This is a genomic window from Pseudomonas sp. ARP3 (assembly GCF_001029595.1).
Lineage (GTDB): Bacteria > Pseudomonadota > Gammaproteobacteria > Pseudomonadales > Pseudomonadaceae > Aquipseudomonas > Aquipseudomonas rhodesiae.
The window spans coordinates 78,426-97,020 of record NZ_LEKF01000020.1 but is presented as its reverse complement, the minus strand read 5'-3'; the positions used below and the strand labels follow the sequence as shown (position 1 = coordinate 97,020).

The 18,595-nt window shown below is 62.8% G+C and carries 18 protein-coding genes; 8 read left to right on the top strand and 10 right to left on the bottom strand.

Annotated features, from left to right (window positions below; all coding sequences use genetic code 11):
- Nucleotides 1-57 precede the first annotated feature (57 nt).
- The 5 genes from ABX75_RS21105 to ABX75_RS21085 all read right to left on the bottom strand — a co-directional run bounded on the left by ABX75_RS21105 (nt 58) and on the right by ABX75_RS21085 (nt 4,711).
- Nucleotides 58-990 (bottom strand): D-2-hydroxyacid dehydrogenase, encoded by a 933-nt coding sequence (locus ABX75_RS21105; protein ID WP_034112423.1) that lies wholly within the window; start codon nt 988-990, stop codon nt 58-60.
- 105 nt (nt 991-1,095) lie between these two features.
- Nucleotides 1,096-1,389 (bottom strand): YcgL domain-containing protein, encoded by a 294-nt coding sequence (locus tag ABX75_RS21100; RefSeq protein WP_034096439.1) that lies wholly within the window; start codon nt 1,387-1,389, stop codon nt 1,096-1,098.
- Complete coding sequence (gene rnd, locus ABX75_RS21095; protein ID WP_034096438.1) at nt 1,386-2,519, bottom strand: ribonuclease D; 1,134 nt, start codon at nt 2,517-2,519, stop codon at nt 1,386-1,388. The genes ABX75_RS21100 and rnd overlap by 4 nt, the downstream gene beginning before the upstream one ends.
- A gap of 125 nt (nt 2,520-2,644) precedes the next feature.
- Nucleotides 2,645-3,241 (bottom strand): class I SAM-dependent methyltransferase, encoded by a 597-nt coding sequence (locus ABX75_RS21090; protein ID WP_034096437.1) that lies wholly within the window; start codon nt 3,239-3,241, stop codon nt 2,645-2,647.
- Nucleotides 3,242-3,340: 99 nt separating this feature from the next.
- Nucleotides 3,341-4,711 (bottom strand): glutamine synthetase family protein, encoded by a 1,371-nt coding sequence (locus ABX75_RS21085; protein WP_034096436.1) that lies wholly within the window; start codon nt 4,709-4,711, stop codon nt 3,341-3,343.
- Nucleotides 4,712-5,076: 365 nt separating this feature from the next.
- Between ABX75_RS21085 and ABX75_RS21080 the strand changes: the two genes are divergently transcribed.
- Together ABX75_RS21080 and ABX75_RS21075 are read left to right on the top strand one after the other, a co-directional pair.
- On the top strand, nt 5,077-5,850 hold the full coding sequence (locus ABX75_RS21080) for a transporter substrate-binding domain-containing protein (protein WP_034096435.1): 774 nt from the start codon (nt 5,077-5,079) through the stop codon (nt 5,848-5,850).
- Between the two features lie 50 nt (nt 5,851-5,900).
- Nucleotides 5,901-6,740 (top strand): cache domain-containing protein, encoded by an 840-nt coding sequence (locus ABX75_RS21075; RefSeq protein WP_040267610.1) that lies wholly within the window; start codon nt 5,901-5,903, stop codon nt 6,738-6,740.
- A gap of 69 nt (nt 6,741-6,809) precedes the next feature.
- Here the strand turns inward: ABX75_RS21075 and ABX75_RS21070 are convergent, their stop codons facing one another.
- Both ABX75_RS21070 and pobA read right to left on the bottom strand, forming a co-directional pair.
- Nucleotides 6,810-8,261, bottom strand: coding sequence for an MDR family MFS transporter (locus ABX75_RS21070; RefSeq protein WP_236238688.1), 1,452 nt, complete (start codon nt 8,259-8,261; stop codon nt 6,810-6,812).
- 129 nt (nt 8,262-8,390) lie between these two features.
- On the bottom strand, nt 8,391-9,575 hold the full coding sequence (gene pobA, locus ABX75_RS21065; RefSeq protein ID WP_177329703.1) for a 4-hydroxybenzoate 3-monooxygenase: 1,185 nt from the start codon (nt 9,573-9,575) through the stop codon (nt 8,391-8,393).
- Between the two features lie 189 nt (nt 9,576-9,764).
- Here pobA and ABX75_RS21060 point away from each other — a divergent pair, with 189 nt between their 5' ends.
- Entirely contained in the window at nt 9,765-10,640 is an 876-nt protein-coding gene (locus ABX75_RS21060; RefSeq protein ID WP_034112419.1) for a helix-turn-helix domain-containing protein, read from the top strand.
- Here ABX75_RS21060 and ABX75_RS29485 read toward each other — a convergent pair.
- On the bottom strand, nt 10,633-10,809 hold the full coding sequence (locus ABX75_RS29485; protein ID WP_167389878.1) for a hypothetical protein: 177 nt from the start codon (nt 10,807-10,809) through the stop codon (nt 10,633-10,635). The genes ABX75_RS21060 and ABX75_RS29485 overlap by 8 nt on opposite strands.
- Before the next feature lie 90 nt (nt 10,810-10,899).
- A complete protein-coding gene (locus tag ABX75_RS21050) occupies nt 10,900-11,814 on the bottom strand; it encodes a LysR family transcriptional regulator (RefSeq protein ID WP_047882584.1) in 915 nt (304 codons plus the stop codon).
- A gap of 106 nt (nt 11,815-11,920) precedes the next feature.
- Between ABX75_RS21050 and ABX75_RS21045 the strand changes: the two genes are divergently transcribed.
- Together ABX75_RS21045 and ABX75_RS21040 are read left to right on the top strand one after the other, a co-directional pair.
- A complete protein-coding gene (locus ABX75_RS21045; RefSeq protein ID WP_047882583.1) occupies nt 11,921-12,787 on the top strand; it encodes an MBL fold metallo-hydrolase in 867 nt (288 codons plus the stop codon).
- A 36-nt stretch (nt 12,788-12,823) separates the two neighbouring features.
- Nucleotides 12,824-13,438, top strand: coding sequence for an NAD(P)-dependent oxidoreductase (locus ABX75_RS21040; protein WP_047882582.1), 615 nt, complete (start codon nt 12,824-12,826; stop codon nt 13,436-13,438).
- A gap of 116 nt (nt 13,439-13,554) precedes the next feature.
- On the opposite strand, the gene ABX75_RS21035 is transcribed toward ABX75_RS21040, so the two are convergent.
- Nucleotides 13,555-14,451, bottom strand: a complete 897-nt coding sequence (locus ABX75_RS21035; RefSeq protein WP_034096427.1) for a LysR substrate-binding domain-containing protein — start codon at nt 14,449-14,451, stop codon at nt 13,555-13,557.
- Between the two features lie 109 nt (nt 14,452-14,560).
- Between ABX75_RS21035 and ABX75_RS21030 the strand changes: the two genes are divergently transcribed.
- From ABX75_RS21030 to ABX75_RS21020, 3 genes are all read left to right on the top strand, one after another.
- Nucleotides 14,561-16,180, top strand: coding sequence for a 5-guanidino-2-oxopentanoate decarboxylase (locus ABX75_RS21030; protein WP_034096426.1), 1,620 nt, complete (start codon nt 14,561-14,563; stop codon nt 16,178-16,180).
- 131 nt (nt 16,181-16,311) lie between these two features.
- Nucleotides 16,312-17,499 (top strand): cyanate transporter, encoded by a 1,188-nt coding sequence (locus ABX75_RS21025; protein ID WP_034096425.1) that lies wholly within the window; start codon nt 16,312-16,314, stop codon nt 17,497-17,499.
- Between the two features lie 137 nt (nt 17,500-17,636).
- Nucleotides 17,637-18,572: a LysR family transcriptional regulator gene (locus ABX75_RS21020; RefSeq protein WP_034096424.1), complete on the top strand. Its 936-nt coding sequence runs from the start codon at nt 17,637-17,639 to the stop codon at nt 18,570-18,572.
- Nucleotides 18,573-18,595: the final 23 nt, after the last annotated feature.

Sequence of the window (18,595 nt, the reverse complement as noted above, 5' to 3'; positions counted from 1 at the left end):
ACTCCGTGAGCCCCACCCTCGACCGCCGCATGGCCGAACGGCCGCGACCCTGTGTATTCAATAGCCGCGGTCGAAACTCACGGCGCCGCGCAAGGGCACACTGGCCTGATACGCGCGTAAATTTTCGATAAACAAATCCACCATCATCGGCGGCGAGGTCGGCGCCGAACTGTGCCCGGTCAACAATAGGCCCCAGGCGGTCCAGAACGGATGGCGCTGCGGCAACGGCTCCTGGCGACAGACGTCGATCACCGCGCCCGCCAGATGCCCTTCCTTGAGGGCTTCGACCAGGTCGGCATCGACCACCGCCACGCCGCGCCCAACGTTGATAAACAGCCCGGTCGGCTTGAATTGCTTGAACAGCGCCGCGTCGTACAGGTCGTGGGTGTTGGGCGTGTTCGGCAGCAGGTTGATCACGTAGTCGGCCTCCCCCACCAACCGCCCCAGTTGATCGAGGCCGGCCACTTCGATAAACGGCGCCTGCTCCCGCGCAGTGCTGGCGATGCCGTACAACTTGACGCCGAACGGCAGCAGAAACTGCGCCACGCTTTGGCCGATATCGCCGCAGCCGACGATCAGCACCGTGCGCCCCGCCAGGCTCTGGCCCATGCGGTTGTCCCACTTGCGCTCGACCTGGCTGACCAGACGTGCCAGCACTTCACGCTCGTGGCCAAGCATATAGGTGAGCACAAACTCAGCCATCACCTGGCCATAGATGCCTACCGCACGGGTCAGGCGATAGTTGCGCGGCAAGCCGTCGGCCAACAGTGGCGTGATGCCGGCCCAGGTCGATTGCAGCCATTGCGGCTGATGGCCCTGGCGTAACAGCGTCGCCAGCAGGTCCGGCTGGCCCAGCCACACCGGGCAATCGGCGGCCAGGCGCGATAACTCGGCGGAGTCGCCGCTGGTCAGCACCTCCAGGTCCGGCGCGGCTTCGCGCAGCAGTCGCGCATAGAGCGGGTGATCCTGTTCAGCAATCAGAACACGCATGGTTCAAACCTTTCAAAAACAGTGCAGACGGCCGCCCGCATCCTTACGGCCACCGCCAACTCATACGATTTCATTGAAAATGTGCCCGGACAGGGCACCTACCGATCACATCGGGTCATTGCGACGCAGCAGCTCTTCGGGCAAGTGTTCGATGTACTCGTCCTCGGCCGGCGGCATTTGCAGGTGGTAACCCTGCTTGTCGAGGTTTTCCAGTACCTGGTGGATGTCTTCCTGTTGCAGCTTGCGCTCGGGCGTCAGCACCAGGTCGAAGGCATGCACCGGTTTGCCGAATACGCTCACCAAACCTTCGGGTACGCGTTCGAGGGCATCGCTCTTGAGCACGTACAGGTACATGCCGGCGCGTTTGGGGCTGCGGTAGATGGAGCAAATACGTTTCAAGGCTGTTCTCCGGCAGTGGCCAGGCTGTCGAGCAGCGCCTGGCCCATCAACTCACGGCGCCAGCCACGCAGCGAGTCTGGCAATTGGTAAGGCCCATCGGGGTAGCCGCTTTTAACCAGGGCTTCGAGGGTTTTCTTGCGCAGCATCAGCTCCGGCGCCATGTCCAGGCGTTCAGCTTCGGCCTGGCCGAGTGCGCGCAGTTGCTTGATCAGCGCGGCGGCGTCCACCGGCAACGGTTCGGCGATGGCCGGCGGCCATTGATCGGCGGGCACACTGCCGGCACGCTTGATCAGATCCAGCAGGAACTGGCCGTCCTGGCGCACAGTGCGCGGGTGCATGTCTTCGATCTTGCCCAGGGCGGCGAGGTTATCCGGCTGGGACTTGGCCAGGGGCCAGAGCGAATGTTCACGAATGATGCGGTTGCGCGGCAGGTCACGGGCACGGGCCTGTTGCTCGCGCCAGGCGCACAGCTCACGCAATACGGCCAGTTGCGCGCGGGACAGTTTCCACGCCAGCTTGGCCTCGCGGTACACCTCATACGGGTCGACTTCGCGGCGCAGGTTGGCCACCAGTTCGGCACCGTCCTCCAATACCCAGGCGTATTTGTCGTCCGACAGCCGTGGGCGCAAGCGTGTGTAGACCTCGGCCAAGTGCACCGCGTCTTCGGCGGCGTAGCTGATCTGGGTTTCGGACAATGGCCGCTGCAGCCAGTCCGAGCGGGTTTCGCCCTTGGGCAGCTCGATATCCAGCACGGCTTGCACCAGACGCGAATAGCCCATGGAGAACCCGAGGTTCAGGTAAGCCGCTGCCAGTTGGGTGTCGAACAACGGCACCGGCAGGCTGCCGGTCAGGCGCAACAGTACTTCGAGGTCTTCGCTGCAGGCATGCACCACCTTGATCACGGCTGGGTTTTCCAGCAAGGCGGCCAGGGGTTGCCAGTTGTCGATGGTCAGGGGATCGATCAGGTAGGCGCGAACGCCATCACCGATCTGGATCAGCCCGGCAATGGGGTAAAAGGTATCGACCCGCATGAATTCGGTGTCGAGGGCGACGAATGGCAACTGCTGCCATTCGGCGCAATGCTGGCCGAGGCTATCGTTGTCGCAGATCCAGTGAATATCGATGGCCACACGGCTCTCCCTTGAAGAATGGCGCGCAGTATATATCGCGCAAGAGGCTTGCGAGCATCCACAGTGCACAGCCGATCATGAAAACTCAGACAGGAGTTGAAGAATAGTCCGACAGATGGGAGTTATCATCTCTTACGCAGTACGTAGACTCGCCATACCGCCGAGCCCGGCACGAATTCCTGATGATGCAGCACGTTGAACCCCGCCTGACGGAACTCTGCCTCGACGACGGCGCGGGAGTTGACCGAAACAATCACGGTGTCGCGACTGACCCGATGAAACTCGCGCAGCAGCGCCAGGCGCCCTTCGCTGTTGGGCACATGACGAAACAATTCCAGGCAGAAGATGCAATCCACCGCGTTTTCCGACAAGCCAATGGAAAACGCCGACCCCTGGAACGTCTTGACGCGCTTGAGCAACGACGCCGGGTAGTGGGTGCGAGCATGGTCGAGCATGGCCTGGGAATTATCCGAGGCCAGAATCACCCGGTTGACGTGCTCGGCCAGCACCGGCCAAAACCGCCCCGAGCCGCAGGCCAGGTCGAGGATCAGCCCCGGCTCACCGGCCACTTTCAACGCCTGGCGCACCAGCCAGGCGTCGCGCCACGCCACCAGACGCCGGCGCAGCCCTGGCGGGCGCGTATCGCCGCAGACCCGGGCGTGTTCACGGCCACAGCGTTCGGCGTATTCAATCTCGATGGAGGATGGAGGTTGTGACGACATCTATGGGCTCATCTGGGTGAAACGGTAGTGAACGACCTTGATTGGCAGCTTAACGGCGGCAACGTGAAAAAAAGGTCGAAGACACTACCGTTAATCCCGTCATGCTTGATGCAAATACCAGCGCCAGTCCTGTTCACCGACTTGCCCCATGAACTGGCGGTATTCGGCGCGCTTGACCGCCAGGTACACGCCGAGAAACTCAGGCCCGAACGCTTCCCGCGCCCAATGCGACCCTTCCAGTGCGCGCAGGGTGGTGAGCCAGTCGGTGGGCAACCGCTCTTTGGCCTGGGCGTAACCGTTGCCTTCCACCGGGGCGCCGGGGTCGCGCTGCTCGCGAATGCCGCGATGAATGCCGGCCAGGATCGCGGCGGCGGCCAGGTATGGGTTGGCGTCGGCGCCGCAGATGCGGTGTTCGATATGCCGCGAGGGCGCTGGCCCGCCGGGAATACGCAGGCTGACGGTACGGTTGTCCACCCCCCAGGTGGCGGCCAACGGCGCGTAGCTGTTGGCCTGGAAGCGCCGGTAGGAGTTGGCGTTGGGGCAGAACATCAGCAGCGAATCCAGCAAGGTGCTGAGCATGCCGCCCACCGCGTGGCGCAACAGCGGCGTGCCATCGGCGGCGGCGCTGGCAAATAAATTGCGGCCTTCGGCATCCGCCAGGCTGACGTGCATATGCAGCCCGGTGCCTGCCAGGTCGTCGAACGGTTTGGCCATAAAACAGGCGGCCATGCCGTGTTTGTGTGCGACGCCCTTGACCAGGCGCTTGTAGCGCACCGCTTCGTCCATGGCCTGCAGGGCGTCGGAGCGGTGCTCCAGGGTGATCTCGACCTGCCCCGGGGCGTATTCGGAAATCGCCGTGCGCGCCGGAATGCCTTGCAGTTTGCAGGCGCTGTAGAGGTCGGCGAGGAAGGGTTCGATCTGCTCCAGTTCCCGCAGGCCGTAGACCTGGGTCGCGCGCGGCCGGCCGCCGTCCTGATCCAGCGCCGGTTGCGGGCGGCCATGACTGTCGGGTTTCTGATCGAGCAGGTAGAACTCCAGCTCGGCCGCCATCACCGGGTAATAGCCGTCGGCCTTGAGTGCGTCGATCACCTTGGCCAGCACCTGGCGCGGGTCGGCCACGGTGGCAGGCAGGCCTTCGCTGGGGTGCATGCTGACCTGCACCGCCGCCGTGGGGATCAACCGCCACGGCATACGCTGCAAACTGCCGCTGATCGGGTAGGCGCGGCAGTCGATATCGCCGACCTCCCAAACCAGCCCGGAGTTTTCCACGTCGTCGCCGTTGATGGTCAGGCCGAGGATGGTACTGGGCAGCGGGCGGCCGCTTTCATACACCGCCAGCAGTTCATCGCGGTGCAGCAGCTTGCCGCGGGGCACACCGTTGTTGTCGAGGATAAACAGCTCGAACAGTTCGATATCCGGGTTGTGTTCAAGAAAAGACTGGGCTTCGTGCAGGCTGGCGAAAACACTCATGGGGGCTCTCATACGTGTGGGTCTGGCAGGCGCGCGGGCGCCGCCGGGCAGATGGGCACAGGCGTGCGTCATCCAATGGGCCAATCAACGTAGGAGAGCGGTATCCGGCGGGCGCGCGTGGCGGCAATGGAACAGCGCCCAGAACGCCAGCGCGGACGGCAGTGTCGCGAGGTGGGCGTCGGGGGAAGCGGCCATGGGCGAATCACACTGATGGGATGCGCGCCAGCCTCACATGCCGCGAGCGCCGGTTAAATTCACGGTTGGCGGAGTATGGTTGCAGCCCGACTAAACAATCGTCACGCCTTGCCACCCTGCCCCGCGCTGGAAATAATGGCCGCCCGACCCCGCCCCAAGGACGCGACTGCATGAAAGCTCTTTTAGCCCTCGGTGTATTGGCCAGCCTGGCCGCGCCGGCTCTGGCCGACACCGCCCCGTCGCGCCTCGATGAAGTGTTGCAGCGTGGCACCCTCAGCGTGTGCACCACCGGCGACTACAAGCCCTACACCTCCCTGCGCGCCGATGGCGGCTACGAAGGCATCGACATTGCCATGGCCGAATCCCTGGCCAAGAGCCTCAACGCCAAGATCCAATGGGTGCCCACCACTTGGAAAACCCTGATGCCAGACTTCCTGGCCCAACGCTGCGATATCGCGGTGGGCGGCATTTCAGTGTCGTTGGAGCGCCAGAAAAAAGCCTTTTTCAGCCAGTCCCTCGGGGTCGACGGCAAGATCCCGCTGGTGCGCTGCGCCGACGTGCAGCGTTACCAGAGCGTCGAGCAGATCAATCAGCCCCAGGTGCGGGTGATCGAACCGGCGGGCGGGACCAACGAAGTGTTCGCCCGCACGCATTTGGGCAAAGCGCAGATTCGCCTGCATGACAACGTGACGATTTTCGACGAGTTGCTGGCGGGCAAGGCCGACGTGATGATCACCGATGCCAGCGAGGCGCGCTTCCAGCAGAAACTCAAGCCGGGGCTGTGCGCGGTCAACCCGGACAAGCAGATGCAGTACAGCGAAAAAGCCTTCCTGCTGCCCCGCGATGACGTGGCGTGGAAAAGCTATGTCGACCAATGGTTGCACCTGAGTGTGGCCACCGGGGTGTACCAAGGCATCGTCGATCAATGGCTGGCGGCGCCCTGAGCCATAGGCGTCTACGCTGTGCTCACATCAACAAGAACGAGGATTGGCTCATGAAGGGACTGCTGCGCATCACTTGGTTGCTGCTGTTGGGTTTCAGTCAGGTGCATGCCGATACCGCTCGGGATGAAGACGCCCAGGCAGCCAAGGCGCTGCTGGAAAAAGCCCTGGTTTATTACCAGAGCAATGGCGACAAGGCGTTCGCCGCGTTCAGCCGCCAGGGCGAGTTCGTCGACCATGACCGCTATGTGTTCGTGGTGGACACCAAAGGCGTGTTGCTGGCCAGTGGCGGCCCGTCTTCGGCGTTGATCGGCCGCGATGTGTCCGAGGTGCTGGGGCCGGACCTGCGTGAGTCATTCAAGCAAGCGCTCAAGGTTCCGGAAGGCCAGGGCATCCAGCAGGCTGACTATCGTTGGCAGAACTGGAACGACGGCAAGGTCGAGCACAAACATGTGTTCTACCAGCGCGTCGGCGAACGCATCCTGGCGGTGGGCTACTACCTGCCAAGGGCCACGCCGGAACAGGCGCGGGCGCTGCGTAATAAAGCGGTGAACGCGTTACTCAAGGACGAGACCGGCACACTCAAGGCAATCAACTCACTGCAAGGCGGTTTTCTACAGGATGACCTGTATGTATTTGTGGTCGACCTCAATACCCACCGCTACGTGGCCCACGGCACCACATTGCGGCTGATCAACACCGACTTCAGCAAGATCAAGGACCCGGACGGCAAACCGGTAGGCGAGCCGATGCTTAAGCTGATGACGGAGCAGGATCAGGGCGAATACAAATACCGCTGGAAAAACCCGGTGACCGGCAAGGTCGAGAACAAGCATGCGTATGTGCGCAAGGCCGGGCATTTCATGGTTGCGGTGGGCTACTACAGCCCCTGATCTGAATTGGACTGCATGCAGGTGTGGGAGGGAATAAACCTTCCCACGGCTTGTCGTTCACGGTTCCCGTTACTTGGCCTTGTCCTCACGCCCGCGCAGTATGCGATCAGGCATGGCCACGGCGGCCGCTAGCCCCAGCAACGACACCGCCGCACTCACCATCAGCAAATGCCGGAAGGTGACCGCCAGTTCCGCGCGCAGGGCGTCTTGCGCCGGGCTGGGGGCGGCGTTGAGGCCGTCGAGCAGCACGTTGCCGGACGCGCCCTCGGCCACCAGAGCGCCGCTGGCCAGGTGGGCGAAACTGGAATCCTGTAGCAACGCCAGCAACAGCGCCGACATGCAGGCCACCCCCACCGCGCCGCCCAGGGAGCGGAACAGGTTGGTGGTGCTGGTGGCTACACCGATATCCGGCTGTGCCACCGAGTTCTGCGCGCCCACCAGGGAGGTGGGGAACTGCATCCCGGCGGCGATCCCGCACAGCAGCATAAACACCGCCGTCAACCCCACCGCCTGCGGCGCGCTGTAGGCCATGCCGAGGATCGCCAGCGGGCTCAACAGCGCACCGCTGAGGATCATCGGTTTGTAGCGCCCGGTCACCGACGTGCGGCGCCCAGCGCAGTAAGCACCGATCGGCAGGCCCATGGCCAAAGGAAGCAGATGCAGAGCGGCGCTGTCGGCACCGGCGCCGGTCACCGTCTGAAAGCGCAGGGGCATCAGCACCGTCAGGGAAATCGCCTGGAAACTGGTGAAAAAAATCGTGCACCAGCACAGCACCGCGCTGGCGTTGGCAAACAGATGCATCGGCAGCAGCGGTTCGCGCGCGCGGCGTTCATGCCACACGAACAGCGTCAGCACCACCAGCGCACCGCCCAGCAGCCCCAACACCTGCGAATCGCGCCACGAATGGCCCTGGCCGATTTCGGTGATGCCCAGCAGCAACGCGGTCAGGCCGACGATCATCAGCACAGTGCCGAGGTAATCGATGATCGGCTTGCGTTGCGGCACCGGTAGCCCCACCAGGGTGCGATGGGCCACGTACCAGGCACCGGCGCCCAGGGGCAAATTGATCAGAAACACCCAGCGCCACGACAAGTACTCGGTCATGTAGCCGCCCAACACCGGCCCGGCCACGCTGGCCACCGCATACATGCTGCTGAAATAGCCCTGATAACGCCCACGCTCGCGAGGCGGGATGATGTCGCCGATGATCGCCTGGCTCACCGAGATCATGCCCCCGGCGCCGATCCCCTGCAGTACCCGCGCCAGCACCAGTTGTTCCATGCTTTGCGCCATGCCGCACAACAGCGAGGCCACGGTGAACAGCCCCATGCCGATCAGCATCATCGGCCGACGCCCGTACAGGTCGCCGAGTTTGCCGTAGATCGGCACCGCCACCGTCATCGCCACCATGTAACCGGAAATCACCCAGGCCAGCAGGTTGACGTCGTGGAAGCGCGCCGAGATGGCGGGCATGGACACCGCAACGATGGTCTGGTCGAGGGCGCCAAGAAAGATGGCCATCATCAGCGCAATCAGAATACTGCGCACGGCGGGAACAGGTGGGGTGGAGTGATTAAGCTGAGTCACGCAGGAACCTTCGAGCAAGGCCGTGGGAAAGGCGCCCACGGCAATGCGCAATACGATAGCAGGCTATTCAATAGCCTCGTAAGGAAGTCCGACGTAATTTTCTGCGATGGTTTTGAGCCCGGCTTCGGAGCCGACGAAATACTCCAACTCGCTTTGGGCAATGCGTTGGCTGAAGCCATCGGCCTCGGCGAATGTATGCAGCATGGAGGTCATCCACCAGGAAAACCGCTCGGCCTTCCACACGCGGCGCAGGCAAATGGCGGAATAGCGCTCCAACAAATCCACGCGGCCTTCGCGGTAAACCTTAAGCAAGATCCTGAATAACGTACTCACGTCACTGGCCGCCAGGTTCAAGCCCTTGGCCCCGGTGGGCGGCACGATATGGGCGGCGTCGCCGAGCAGGAACAAGCGCCCGTACTGCATGGGTTCCACCACAAAGCTGCGCAGCGGGGCGATGCTTTTTTCGATGGACGGCCCAGTCACCAGTTGCTCGGCCAATGCCGGGGGCAGGCGCCGTTTGAGCTCCTCCCAGAAGCGCGCATCCGACCATTGCTCCAGGTCTTCGTCCGCCGGCACTTGCAGGTAATAGCGGCTGCGGGTCGGCGACCGCATGCTGCACAAGGCGAACCCGCGAGGGTGCTTGGCGTACACCAGTTCCTCGTGCACCGGCGGTGTGTCGGCGAGGATGCCCAGCCAACCGAAGGGGTAGACCCGTTCAAAGATGGTCAATGACTCAGGCGGAATCGACTGACGTGCCACGCCGTGAAAACCGTCGCAACCGGCGATGTAATCGCACTCCAGCCGGAGCGCTTGGCCCTGGTGTTCGAAGGTGAGCCAAGGTCGATCACTTTTGAGGTCATGGGGCTGTACGTCGCGCACTTCATACAGGGTGGTGGCGCCCGCTTCCGCGCGCGCGGCCATCAGGTCGCGGGTGACTTCGGTCTGGCCGTAAACCATCACCGATTGGCCGCCGGTCAACGCCTTGAGATCGATAGGGGTCAGTTGACCGTCGAGCGCCAGCGCGAAACCGTCGTGCACCAGGCCTTCGCGATCCATGCGCTGGCTCACACCGGCCTCGCGCAGCAGGTCAACCATGCCCTGCTCCAGCACCCCGGCGCGGATGCGCCCCGCCACGTAATCGGCGCTCTGACGCTCAAGGATCACGGTCTGGATGCCGGCGTTGTGCAGCAACTGACCGAGCAACAGTCCGGACGGACCGGCGCCGATAATGGCGACTTGGGTATTCAGCGTTTTCATTATTTTTATCGCCCGCAAGTTCCACTCGAACGGATTGAGTGAAAGAGTTGTCATTGATCTTGTAGCTGACATTTTTCACTTGAGTGCACGGCATAAGAAGGTGAAAACTGCGCCAAAGCCTGCGCTTTTTACCAATCGGGGCGATTACCGCACCCCTATCCTGAGTATCGGATTGAAACCATGACCAAAACCGCGATTCCGGTCTTCAAGCTGTACGGGGAAAGCCAGCAATGGCCGACGCCCGATTTGTTGCACTGCGAAACCATTTCCCGGCGCAGTCGGGAATACCAGTGGGAGATCCAGCCCCACCGGCACGCGGATCTGTGCCAGTTGCTGTATGTGCACAAAGGCCAGGCCCAGCTGGAGATCGAAGGTCAGCGCACCACGCTCAACGAAGCCACGCTGCAGGTCCTGCCGCCGCTGTGCGTGCACGGGTTTCGCTTCAGTGAAGATGTCGAAGGCTATGTGGTGACCCTCGCCGCGCCCTTGGTGGACCACATGCAGGCGCAACTGGGTTCCACGGTCGATGCCTTGCAGACATTGGGCAATTACCCAGCGGGCAAGGACAGCGATTACCTCAATAGCTTGTTCGCGCGCCTGCAGGATGAATACGCCGATGAGCAACCGGCACGGGACATGCTGATGCACGCCCTGGTCAGCGTGCTGCTGGTGTGGATCAGCCGCCAGGCGATCCAGCGCCGCCATCCACGGGCACCACGGGGTCGTGAGTATTTCCGACGCTTCACTCAGCTGGTGGAACAGCACTACCGCGAGCATCCCAAAATCGAGGACCTGGCCCACAAACTGGGGATCTCGGTGTCGCACCTGAACGGTACATGCCGCGAATTGGCCGGGCAGCCCGCGCTGCAGATCATGCATGACCGCCAGTTGCTGGAAGCCAAGCGCCTGCTGACGTACACCAGCATGACCATCAATGAGATGTCGGAGGTGTTGGGTTTTTCCGACCCGACCAATTTCTCGCGGCTGTTCCGCCGCCGGGTCGGGTTTTCACCCAAGGCATTTCGTGAACAGTTAAAAGCGCAGCAGCCTACCTGAGCGCGCTGAAACTGCCGCTGTGGGGAATGCACTGGTCCTGATGGCAACTGATCGCAAAGGTCGGTTGCATGCGGGTCTGCTCGACGCGGTAGGCGGCCGTCCCGTAGAGCGCACTGGCCAGCGCGCTGAGGGCGAAAATCATCAGGTACTTGCGGGTTTTGATGCTCATGGCACTGACCTCTGCACAGATATACACGGTGCTGTTTAAAGCATAGGTCAGCCGGGGCAGGATGCCATTATTGGACGCCATTCAACCCGTTTATGTCGCGTATAAACCCTCATCCCACGCCGGCTCTTCGGGAAAGCGCAACACCAGAAAATCCAGCAGGCTGCGCAGCGCCGAAGGCATGTGCTTGCGCGACGCGTAGACCGCGTAGATGTTCATCTGCCGGGGTTCGGCGCTGGGCAGCAGGCGCACCAGTTCGCCACGGCGGATGTAATCCCCGGCCTGATAGCTGGGCAGCATCGCCACTCCGGCGCTGGCCAGAGTGACACGCAGCAGAGTGCTCGCCTCGTTGGCGGTGATGGTGCCACTCACCGGCACAGAGACAGGTTCGCCCCGCTCTTCGAAATGCCACAGGCTCTTACCGAAATACGAGTGGGTCAGGCAGTTGTGTCGCGCCAGGTCCTCGACGTTGTGCGGCGCCGCATGCTCACGCAAGTACGCCGGGGTGGCGCACACCACCGAGCGGCAAACCGTAAGCCGCCGGGCGATCAGGTTGGGGTCCAGGTCGTTGCTCATGCGGATCGCCAAATCGATACGCTCATCTACCAAGTTGACGGTGCGGTCGAGCATCTGCAGATCGACCGTGACCAACGGGTAGCGCTTGACGTACTCGGCGATGGCCTCGGCCAGTTGCGCCTGGCCGAACGAGGTACTCACACTCAGGCGCAACAGGCCACGGGGTGCATCGTCCGGTTCGCTGACGGCGGCCTGCATATCGGCACTCAACTCCAGCATTTGCCGGCAACGGGGCAGAGTTTCGCTGCCGGCCGCCGTGAGGCTGAGCTTGCGCGTGGTGCGGTGCAGCAGGCGCGCGCCGACCCAATCCTCCAACTCGGCCAGGTAGCGCGATACCACCGTGCGCGACAGGTCCAAATGATCGGCGGCGGCGGATTGGCTGCCCAGGTCGACCACGGTGACAAACACACGCATTGCTTGAAGACGATCCATGATCTGTTCGCTTTTAGAAACAAACTATGTTCCAGCATCGCATTTTTAGTTTGGTTTGGTGCAACTAAGCTCTGTGCATTCTTTGAATCGATGCTGGAGCTACCCGATGTTCTCAATTTTCAAGCGCCTGACTCTGGCCAGCGCCGCCCTGGCTTTCGCGGCCCATGCGGCAGCGGCCGACCTGAGCCTGGACGTGTACAACCCCGGTGAAGCAGCGATTTTCCCGGTCAGTTCGGTATTGGTCAGCGGCGCCAAGGACGCAATCCTGGTGGACGCACAATTCGGCAAAGGCCAGGCCGAGCAACTGGTGCAAAAAATCCGCGCCAGCGGCAAGCACCTGACCACCATCTACATCAGCCATGGCGACCCGGACTACTACTTCGGCCTCGACACCCTCACTGCGGCCTTCCCCGACGCCAAAGTGCTGGCCCCACAACCGGTGGTCGAGCACATCAAAGCCACCGAGGCCGGCAAATTGGCCTATTGGGGCCCGAAAATGGGCGCCGACAAACCGGCCAAGATCATCGTGCCCCAGCTGCTTGAAGGTCATAGCCTGAGCCTGGAAGGCCAGACACTGGAGGTGATCGGCCTGGACGGCCCGCAGCCGGATCGCAGCGTTGTGTGGATCCCGTCGATCAAGGCTGTGGTGGGTGGCGTGGTGGTCGCCGAGCACATTCATGTGTGGATGGCCGACACCCAAAGCGCGCAGTCTCACAAAGACTGGCTGGCGACTCTGCAGCGCATCCAACAGCTGCAACCGCGCACGGTGATTCCGGGGCACTACCTGGGCACGCCGTCGCTGGCGTCAGTGGCCTTCACCGCCGACTACATCAAGGCTTTTGACCTGGAAACCGCCAAGGCCAAGGACTCCGCCGCGCTGATCGCGGCCATGAAAAAGCGTTACCCGACCCTCGCCGACGACAGCTCGCTGGAGCTGAGCGCCAAAGTCGCCAAGGGCGAAATGAAGTGGTGAACCGTTGTAGAACCTGACCTTTACTTGGAGAACATCATGAGCAAGATCGCAATCATTGGCGCCACCGGTCGTGCCGGTAGCCAACTGCTGGAAGAAGCCCTGCGTCGCGGCCATAGCGTGGTCGCCATCGCCCGCAATACCGACGCCTTGCCGGCGCGCGACGGCGTCACCGTCAAGCAGGTCGACGCCCTGAATGCCGAGGCCCTGCAACAGGCCGTCAGCGGCTGCGACGTGGTGATCAGCGCGGCGCACTTCGCCACCTTGCCCGCTGCGGCGGTGCTCGGTCCGGTGAAAAAAGCCGGGGTCAAACGCCTTTTGGTGGTGGGCGGCGCGGGCTCACTGTTGTTGCCGGACGGTAGCCGCGTGATCGACAGCCAGGGCTTCCCGGCCGAATACAAAGCCGAAGCCAGCGCCGGCGCCGAGTTCCTGGAGGCCCTGCGCCAGGAACGGGAACTGGACTGGACCTTCCTGTCGCCGTCGGCGGAATTTGTCGAGACCGAGCGCACCGGCACGTTCCGCCTGGGTCAGGACCATTTGCTGGTAAGCGCCGAAGGCCGCAGCTGGATCAGCTTTGCCGACTACGCTATCGCGATGATCGATGAAGTGGAAAAGCATCAGCACCCGCGCCAGCGTTTTACGGTCGGTTACTGATTGATGGAGTGACTGATCCATCGCTATCGGGGGCAAGCCCCCTCCCACATGGACTGAGGAAACCAGATCAAAACTGTGGGAGGGGGCTTGCCCCCGATGGCGATCGATCGGTCAGTTCAAGTACCGCTGCCCCACCCCTGATCTGAAGAGTGGGCCTGGCTCTGCAGCCAATTCATCAATGCCTCAAGCTCCGGCAGTGGCTGCGTACCCGGCGCAGACACCAGGTAATATCCCATCCCCGTCGGCACCCGCCGTTCAAATGGCATGGCCAGCCGCCCTGCCTTCACATCCTCGCCAATCAGCGCGCAGTCACCGATCGCCACGCCAGAGCCTTGGGACGCCACCGTCATCGCCAGGTCCAGGGTTTCGAAATGATGACCTTGGCTGACCCTGCTCAAGCGCACATCCGCCGCCTTCAGCCAGAGCGTCCAATCCCGCTCGTCTCGCGTGGGATGTAGCAGCACCTGGTGTTGCAGATCCGCCGGTGTGCGCAGCGTCGCGAGCAAGGCCGGGGCGCAGACCGGGGTGAGTCGTTCATCGAATAAATGCCGGGCCTCGGCGGGCTGCTCGGCGATGGGCGCGTAAATCACTGCTGCATCGAAAGGCTCGCGACGAAAGTCCACGGTGTTGGCCACCGTGGTAGTGAGTTCTACCGGCACATCCGGGCGTTCCCGTTGCCATTGCATCAGGCGCGGCAGCAGCCAGCGCATCACACAGGTGGAGGCCTTTAGTTGCAGGGTTTGCTGGCGCCGACCGATGTGCTCCACCGCGTCGCCGATCAGGCCAAACACCTGCTGCGCGCAGTGCTGCCACGCGCGGCCCTGCTCCGTGAGGCTCAAGCCTCGCGCCTGGCGCAGAAACAATGGGTAGCCCAAGTGGCGCTCCAGCCCGGCGATCTGCCGGCTCACCGCGCCCTGGGTGATATGCAGATGTTCGGCGGAGCGGGTGAAGTTGCAGCAGTGGGCCGTGACCCAAAAGGTGTGCAGCGCAGGCAGCGGCGGAAGGCGTTTCATGCGATGAGCCATGACGTGGGGACATGCCAAGTATGACGTTTTATCGATTGTGGGCGCCATGGGCCAACCGTTCCAATACCGCCTTCTCTCATTCATAAGAGCGACCTGTATGGCGACCTGCGGCGAAGTGTTGGTCAACCTTTTGGAAGGCTATGGTGTGGACCATGTGTTCGGCATCCCCGGCGTGCACACCGTGGAGCTGTATCGCGGCCTGGCCCGCTCCGGCATCCGCCATATCACCCCGCGCCACGAACAGGGTGCCGGTTTTATGGCCGACGGTTACGCGCGCACCCGTGGTAAGCCCGGCGTGTGTTTCATCATCACCGGCCCTGGCATGACCAATATCACCACGGCCATGGGCCAAGCCTATGCCGACTCGATCCCGATGCTGGTGATTTCCAGCGTGCAGTCGCGCAGTCAGTTGGGCGGCGGGCGCGGTAAGTTGCATGAGTTGCCGAACCAGAGTGCGCTGGTGGCTGGGGTAGCGGCGTTCTCCCACACCGTGATGTCGGCGGCGGAACTGCCAAGTGTGCTGGCGCGGGCGTTTGCGCTGTTCCAGGCCGGGCGGCCGCGCCCAGTGCATATTGAAATCCCCCTGGACGTACTGGTGGAAAACGCCGACGCGCTGCTGGACTGCGCGCCGGTCAGCGTGGCCCGCGCCGGTGCCGCACCGGCGTCCGTCGTGCAGATGGGTCGCTTGCTCGCCACAGCCAAGCGTCCGTTGATCCTGGCCGGCGGCGGTGCCATTGAAGCCGCTGCGGCACTGACCACCCTGGCCGATACCCTCGGCGCGCCGGTCGCGTTGACCATCAACGCAAAGGGCCTGCTGCCCGCCGCGCACCCGCTGCTGATCGGCTCGACCCAAACCTTGCCCGCTACCCGCGCCCTGGTGGCCGAAGCCGACGTGGTGCTGGCCATCGGCACCGAGCTGGCGGAAACCGACTACGACACGACCTTCGCCGGCGGCTTCGAGATTCCTGGCACCTTGCTGCGCATCGATATCGACCCGGACCAGACCGTGCGCAACTATCGGCCCGCCGTGGCGTTGGTGGCCGATGCGCGGATCGCCGCCGAGGCCTTGCTGGCCGAATTGAACCACACGCCGCTGCCTGCGCGCGATCCACACTGGGGGCAGCACCGCGTCGCACGGTTGTGGGCGGACTTGGCGCCGACCTGGGACGCCGCCACCCGCGCGCAGACCCTGTTCCTCAACACGGTATTGGCGACCTTGCCCGATGCCGTGCTGGTAGGCGATTCCACCCAACCGGTGTACAGCGGCAACCTGACCCTGAACCTCGACCATCCGCGTCGCTGGTTCAACGCCTCCACCGGTTACGGCACCCTGGGCTATGCCCTGCCCGCCGCCATCGGCGCCTGGCTCGGACGCGGCGATGGCCGGCCGGTGGTGTGCCTGATCGGCGACGGCGGTCTGCAATTCACCCTTCCGGAACTGGCCAGTGCCGTGGAAGCCCGCACGCCGATCATCGTGCTGCTGTGGAACAACCAGGGCTATGAAGAGATCAAGCGCTACATGCTCAACCGCGCCATCGAACCGGTGGGCGTGGATATCTACACCCCGGACTTTATCGGCGTGGCCAAGGCCCTTGGCAGTGCCACTGACAGCGCACACGACGTTGAGCAGCTAAGCAATGCCTTGCACACCGCCGTGCAACGGCAAGGGCCAACGTTGATTGAAATCGATCAGGGGCTGTGGATGAAGGCGATGTGAGCCGAGGGGGCAAGCAAAGGACCACGCCCATTAACCCCAGTGCAATTTTTCAATAGCCTTTGCGACTTTCTCATTTGCTCCGCCGGCATCCGCCATGGCCTGATCTGCGCTTGTTCACTCAAGGCTTGCCCATGGAAAACGTTCACGCAAAACCCACTACCGCCGTCTGGCTGATGCTTAGTGTTGTGCTGGTCGCCCTTAACCTGCGCCCTTCGATGGCGGCGGTCGGGCCGTTGTTGTCGTCGATTCGCGGCGATGTGCCATTGAGTTTCAGCAGCGCGGCGTTGTTGACCATGCTGCCGGTGATGGCCATGGGGCTGGCGATGTTTTTCGGCATGGGCCTGGCCAAGCGGGTGGGTGAGCACCGCAGCATCGTGTTGTCCCTGGGGGTGATCGGCGTAGCGACGTTGTCGCGGTTGTGGCTGGACTCGGCGCTGGAGCTGATCGTCAGCGCCATCGCCGCCGGGGTGGGGATTGCGCTGATCCAGGCGGTGATGCCGGCGCTGATCAAGACCCGCTTCAACCAGAACGTCTCGCTGTTCATGGGGCTGTACGTCACGGCGATCATGGGCGGCGCTGCGCTGGCCGCTTCATTCGCGCCGTTCGTGCAGGTGCAGACCGGCAGTTGGCGCATCGGCCTGGCCATCTGGGCGATGCTTGCCGTGTTGGCGCTGGTGTTCTGGTACGCCCAGCGCTCGACGCTGCCGCCAGTGCCCCAGGCCGGTTCCGACACGCAGGAACGCTTTTTCGGCAACGCACGCGCCTGGTTGCTGGCGATCTTTTTCGGCCTCGGAACCGCGTCCTACACCTGTGTACTCGCCTGGCTGGCGCCGTACTACGTGGAACAAGGCTGGAGCGAACAGAACGCCGGCCTGGTGCTGGGCTTTCTCACGGCAATGGAAGTGGTGTCGGGGCTGATCACGCCGGCCATTGCCAACCGTCGCCAGGATAAACGCAGCGTGGTGGCGACGTTGCTGGTGCTGATCATCCTCGGTTTCTGCGGCCTGATTCTGGCACCGCAACACGTGAGCCTGCTGTGGCCATGCCTGCTCGGCCTGGGCATCGGCGGGTTGTTCCCGATGAGCCTGATCCTGTCCCTCGATCACCTGGACAACCCGCGCCGCGCCGGCGGCCTCACCGCCTTTGTGCAGGGCATCGGCTACCTGATCGCCGGTGTGTCGCCGCTAATCGCCGGGGTGATTCGCGACCGATTGGGCAGCTTCGAATGGGCTTGGTGGGCACTGACCGGAGTGATCGTGGTGATGCTGCTGATGGTCACGCGCTTCGACCCGAAGCATTACGCGCGCCATTTCCGCTGAGGTCGTATTGCCAACAGTTTATGTCCCACCACAAACATAGAAACGCCCTACAGAGCTTTCTATTGGTACGACCGTTCCGTTAATCTTTTGCGCTGTCTTGTACTGAATTCGGTACATGGGATTTACGGACGAAACCGATGTTAAACAGTAACTTGCTCAGAAAACTCGATATGCAGGACTTGATGGTGTTTATCGCCGTCTATGACCAGAGCAGCGTTACCGAGGTGTCAGAAACGCTGTTTGTCAGCCAGTCCACGGTGAGCTACAGCCTCAAGAAACTGCGCACCAGTTTCGAGGACGAGCTGTTTATCAACACCCGTGCGGGCATGCGGCCGACGTACAAGGCCACCACCATGTACGAGCATGTGCAGAAGATCCTCGAAAGCATCAACCTGTGCCACGCCGGTGGCCAGGCTTTCGACCCCAAGCAGCAGGCGGTGACCTTCAATGTGTGCGCCCCGGAATACTTCGAACAGCTGATCCTGCCGCGCCTGCTCAAGCAATTCGATCGCGCCGACCTGCCGGTGATCGTTAATGTGCGCAAGCTGGAGACCGATATCCCCGCCGACGACCTGCGCGAAGGCCGCTTGGACCTGGTGATCTGTTTCGGCCCGCATTTCCACCGCGCCCATAAAGACTTCAAGACCCAAATGCTGCTGGAGGATGACCTGGTCTGTGTGTTCGACAAACGCGCCGCGCCACGGGAACCGGCGTTCAGCCTGCAATCCTTCGTCGAACGCCGCCATGTTTTTCCGACACCCTGGACATCCGACACCAACATGATCGACGGCTGGCTCGGGCGCCAGGCGCACAAACGCCAGGTGGTGGCGCGGGCCAACAGCTACAGCGCGGCGTTGAAGATGATCAGCGGCACCGACTACGTCGTCACCCTGCCCCGCCGCGTGCAAAAACTGCTGGCACCGGCCACCACCTTCGGCCACTGCGAAGCCCCCAACGGCTTGCCGGGGTTCACTTTGGATATGCAGTGGCATGAAAGCAGCGGGCAAGACCGCGCCAATGCCTGGTTCCGGGAACAACTGGTGAAGGTCTGCGCCGAGCAAGGCTTGCTCTGACGCCCGCGTACCTTAGGGGCAGT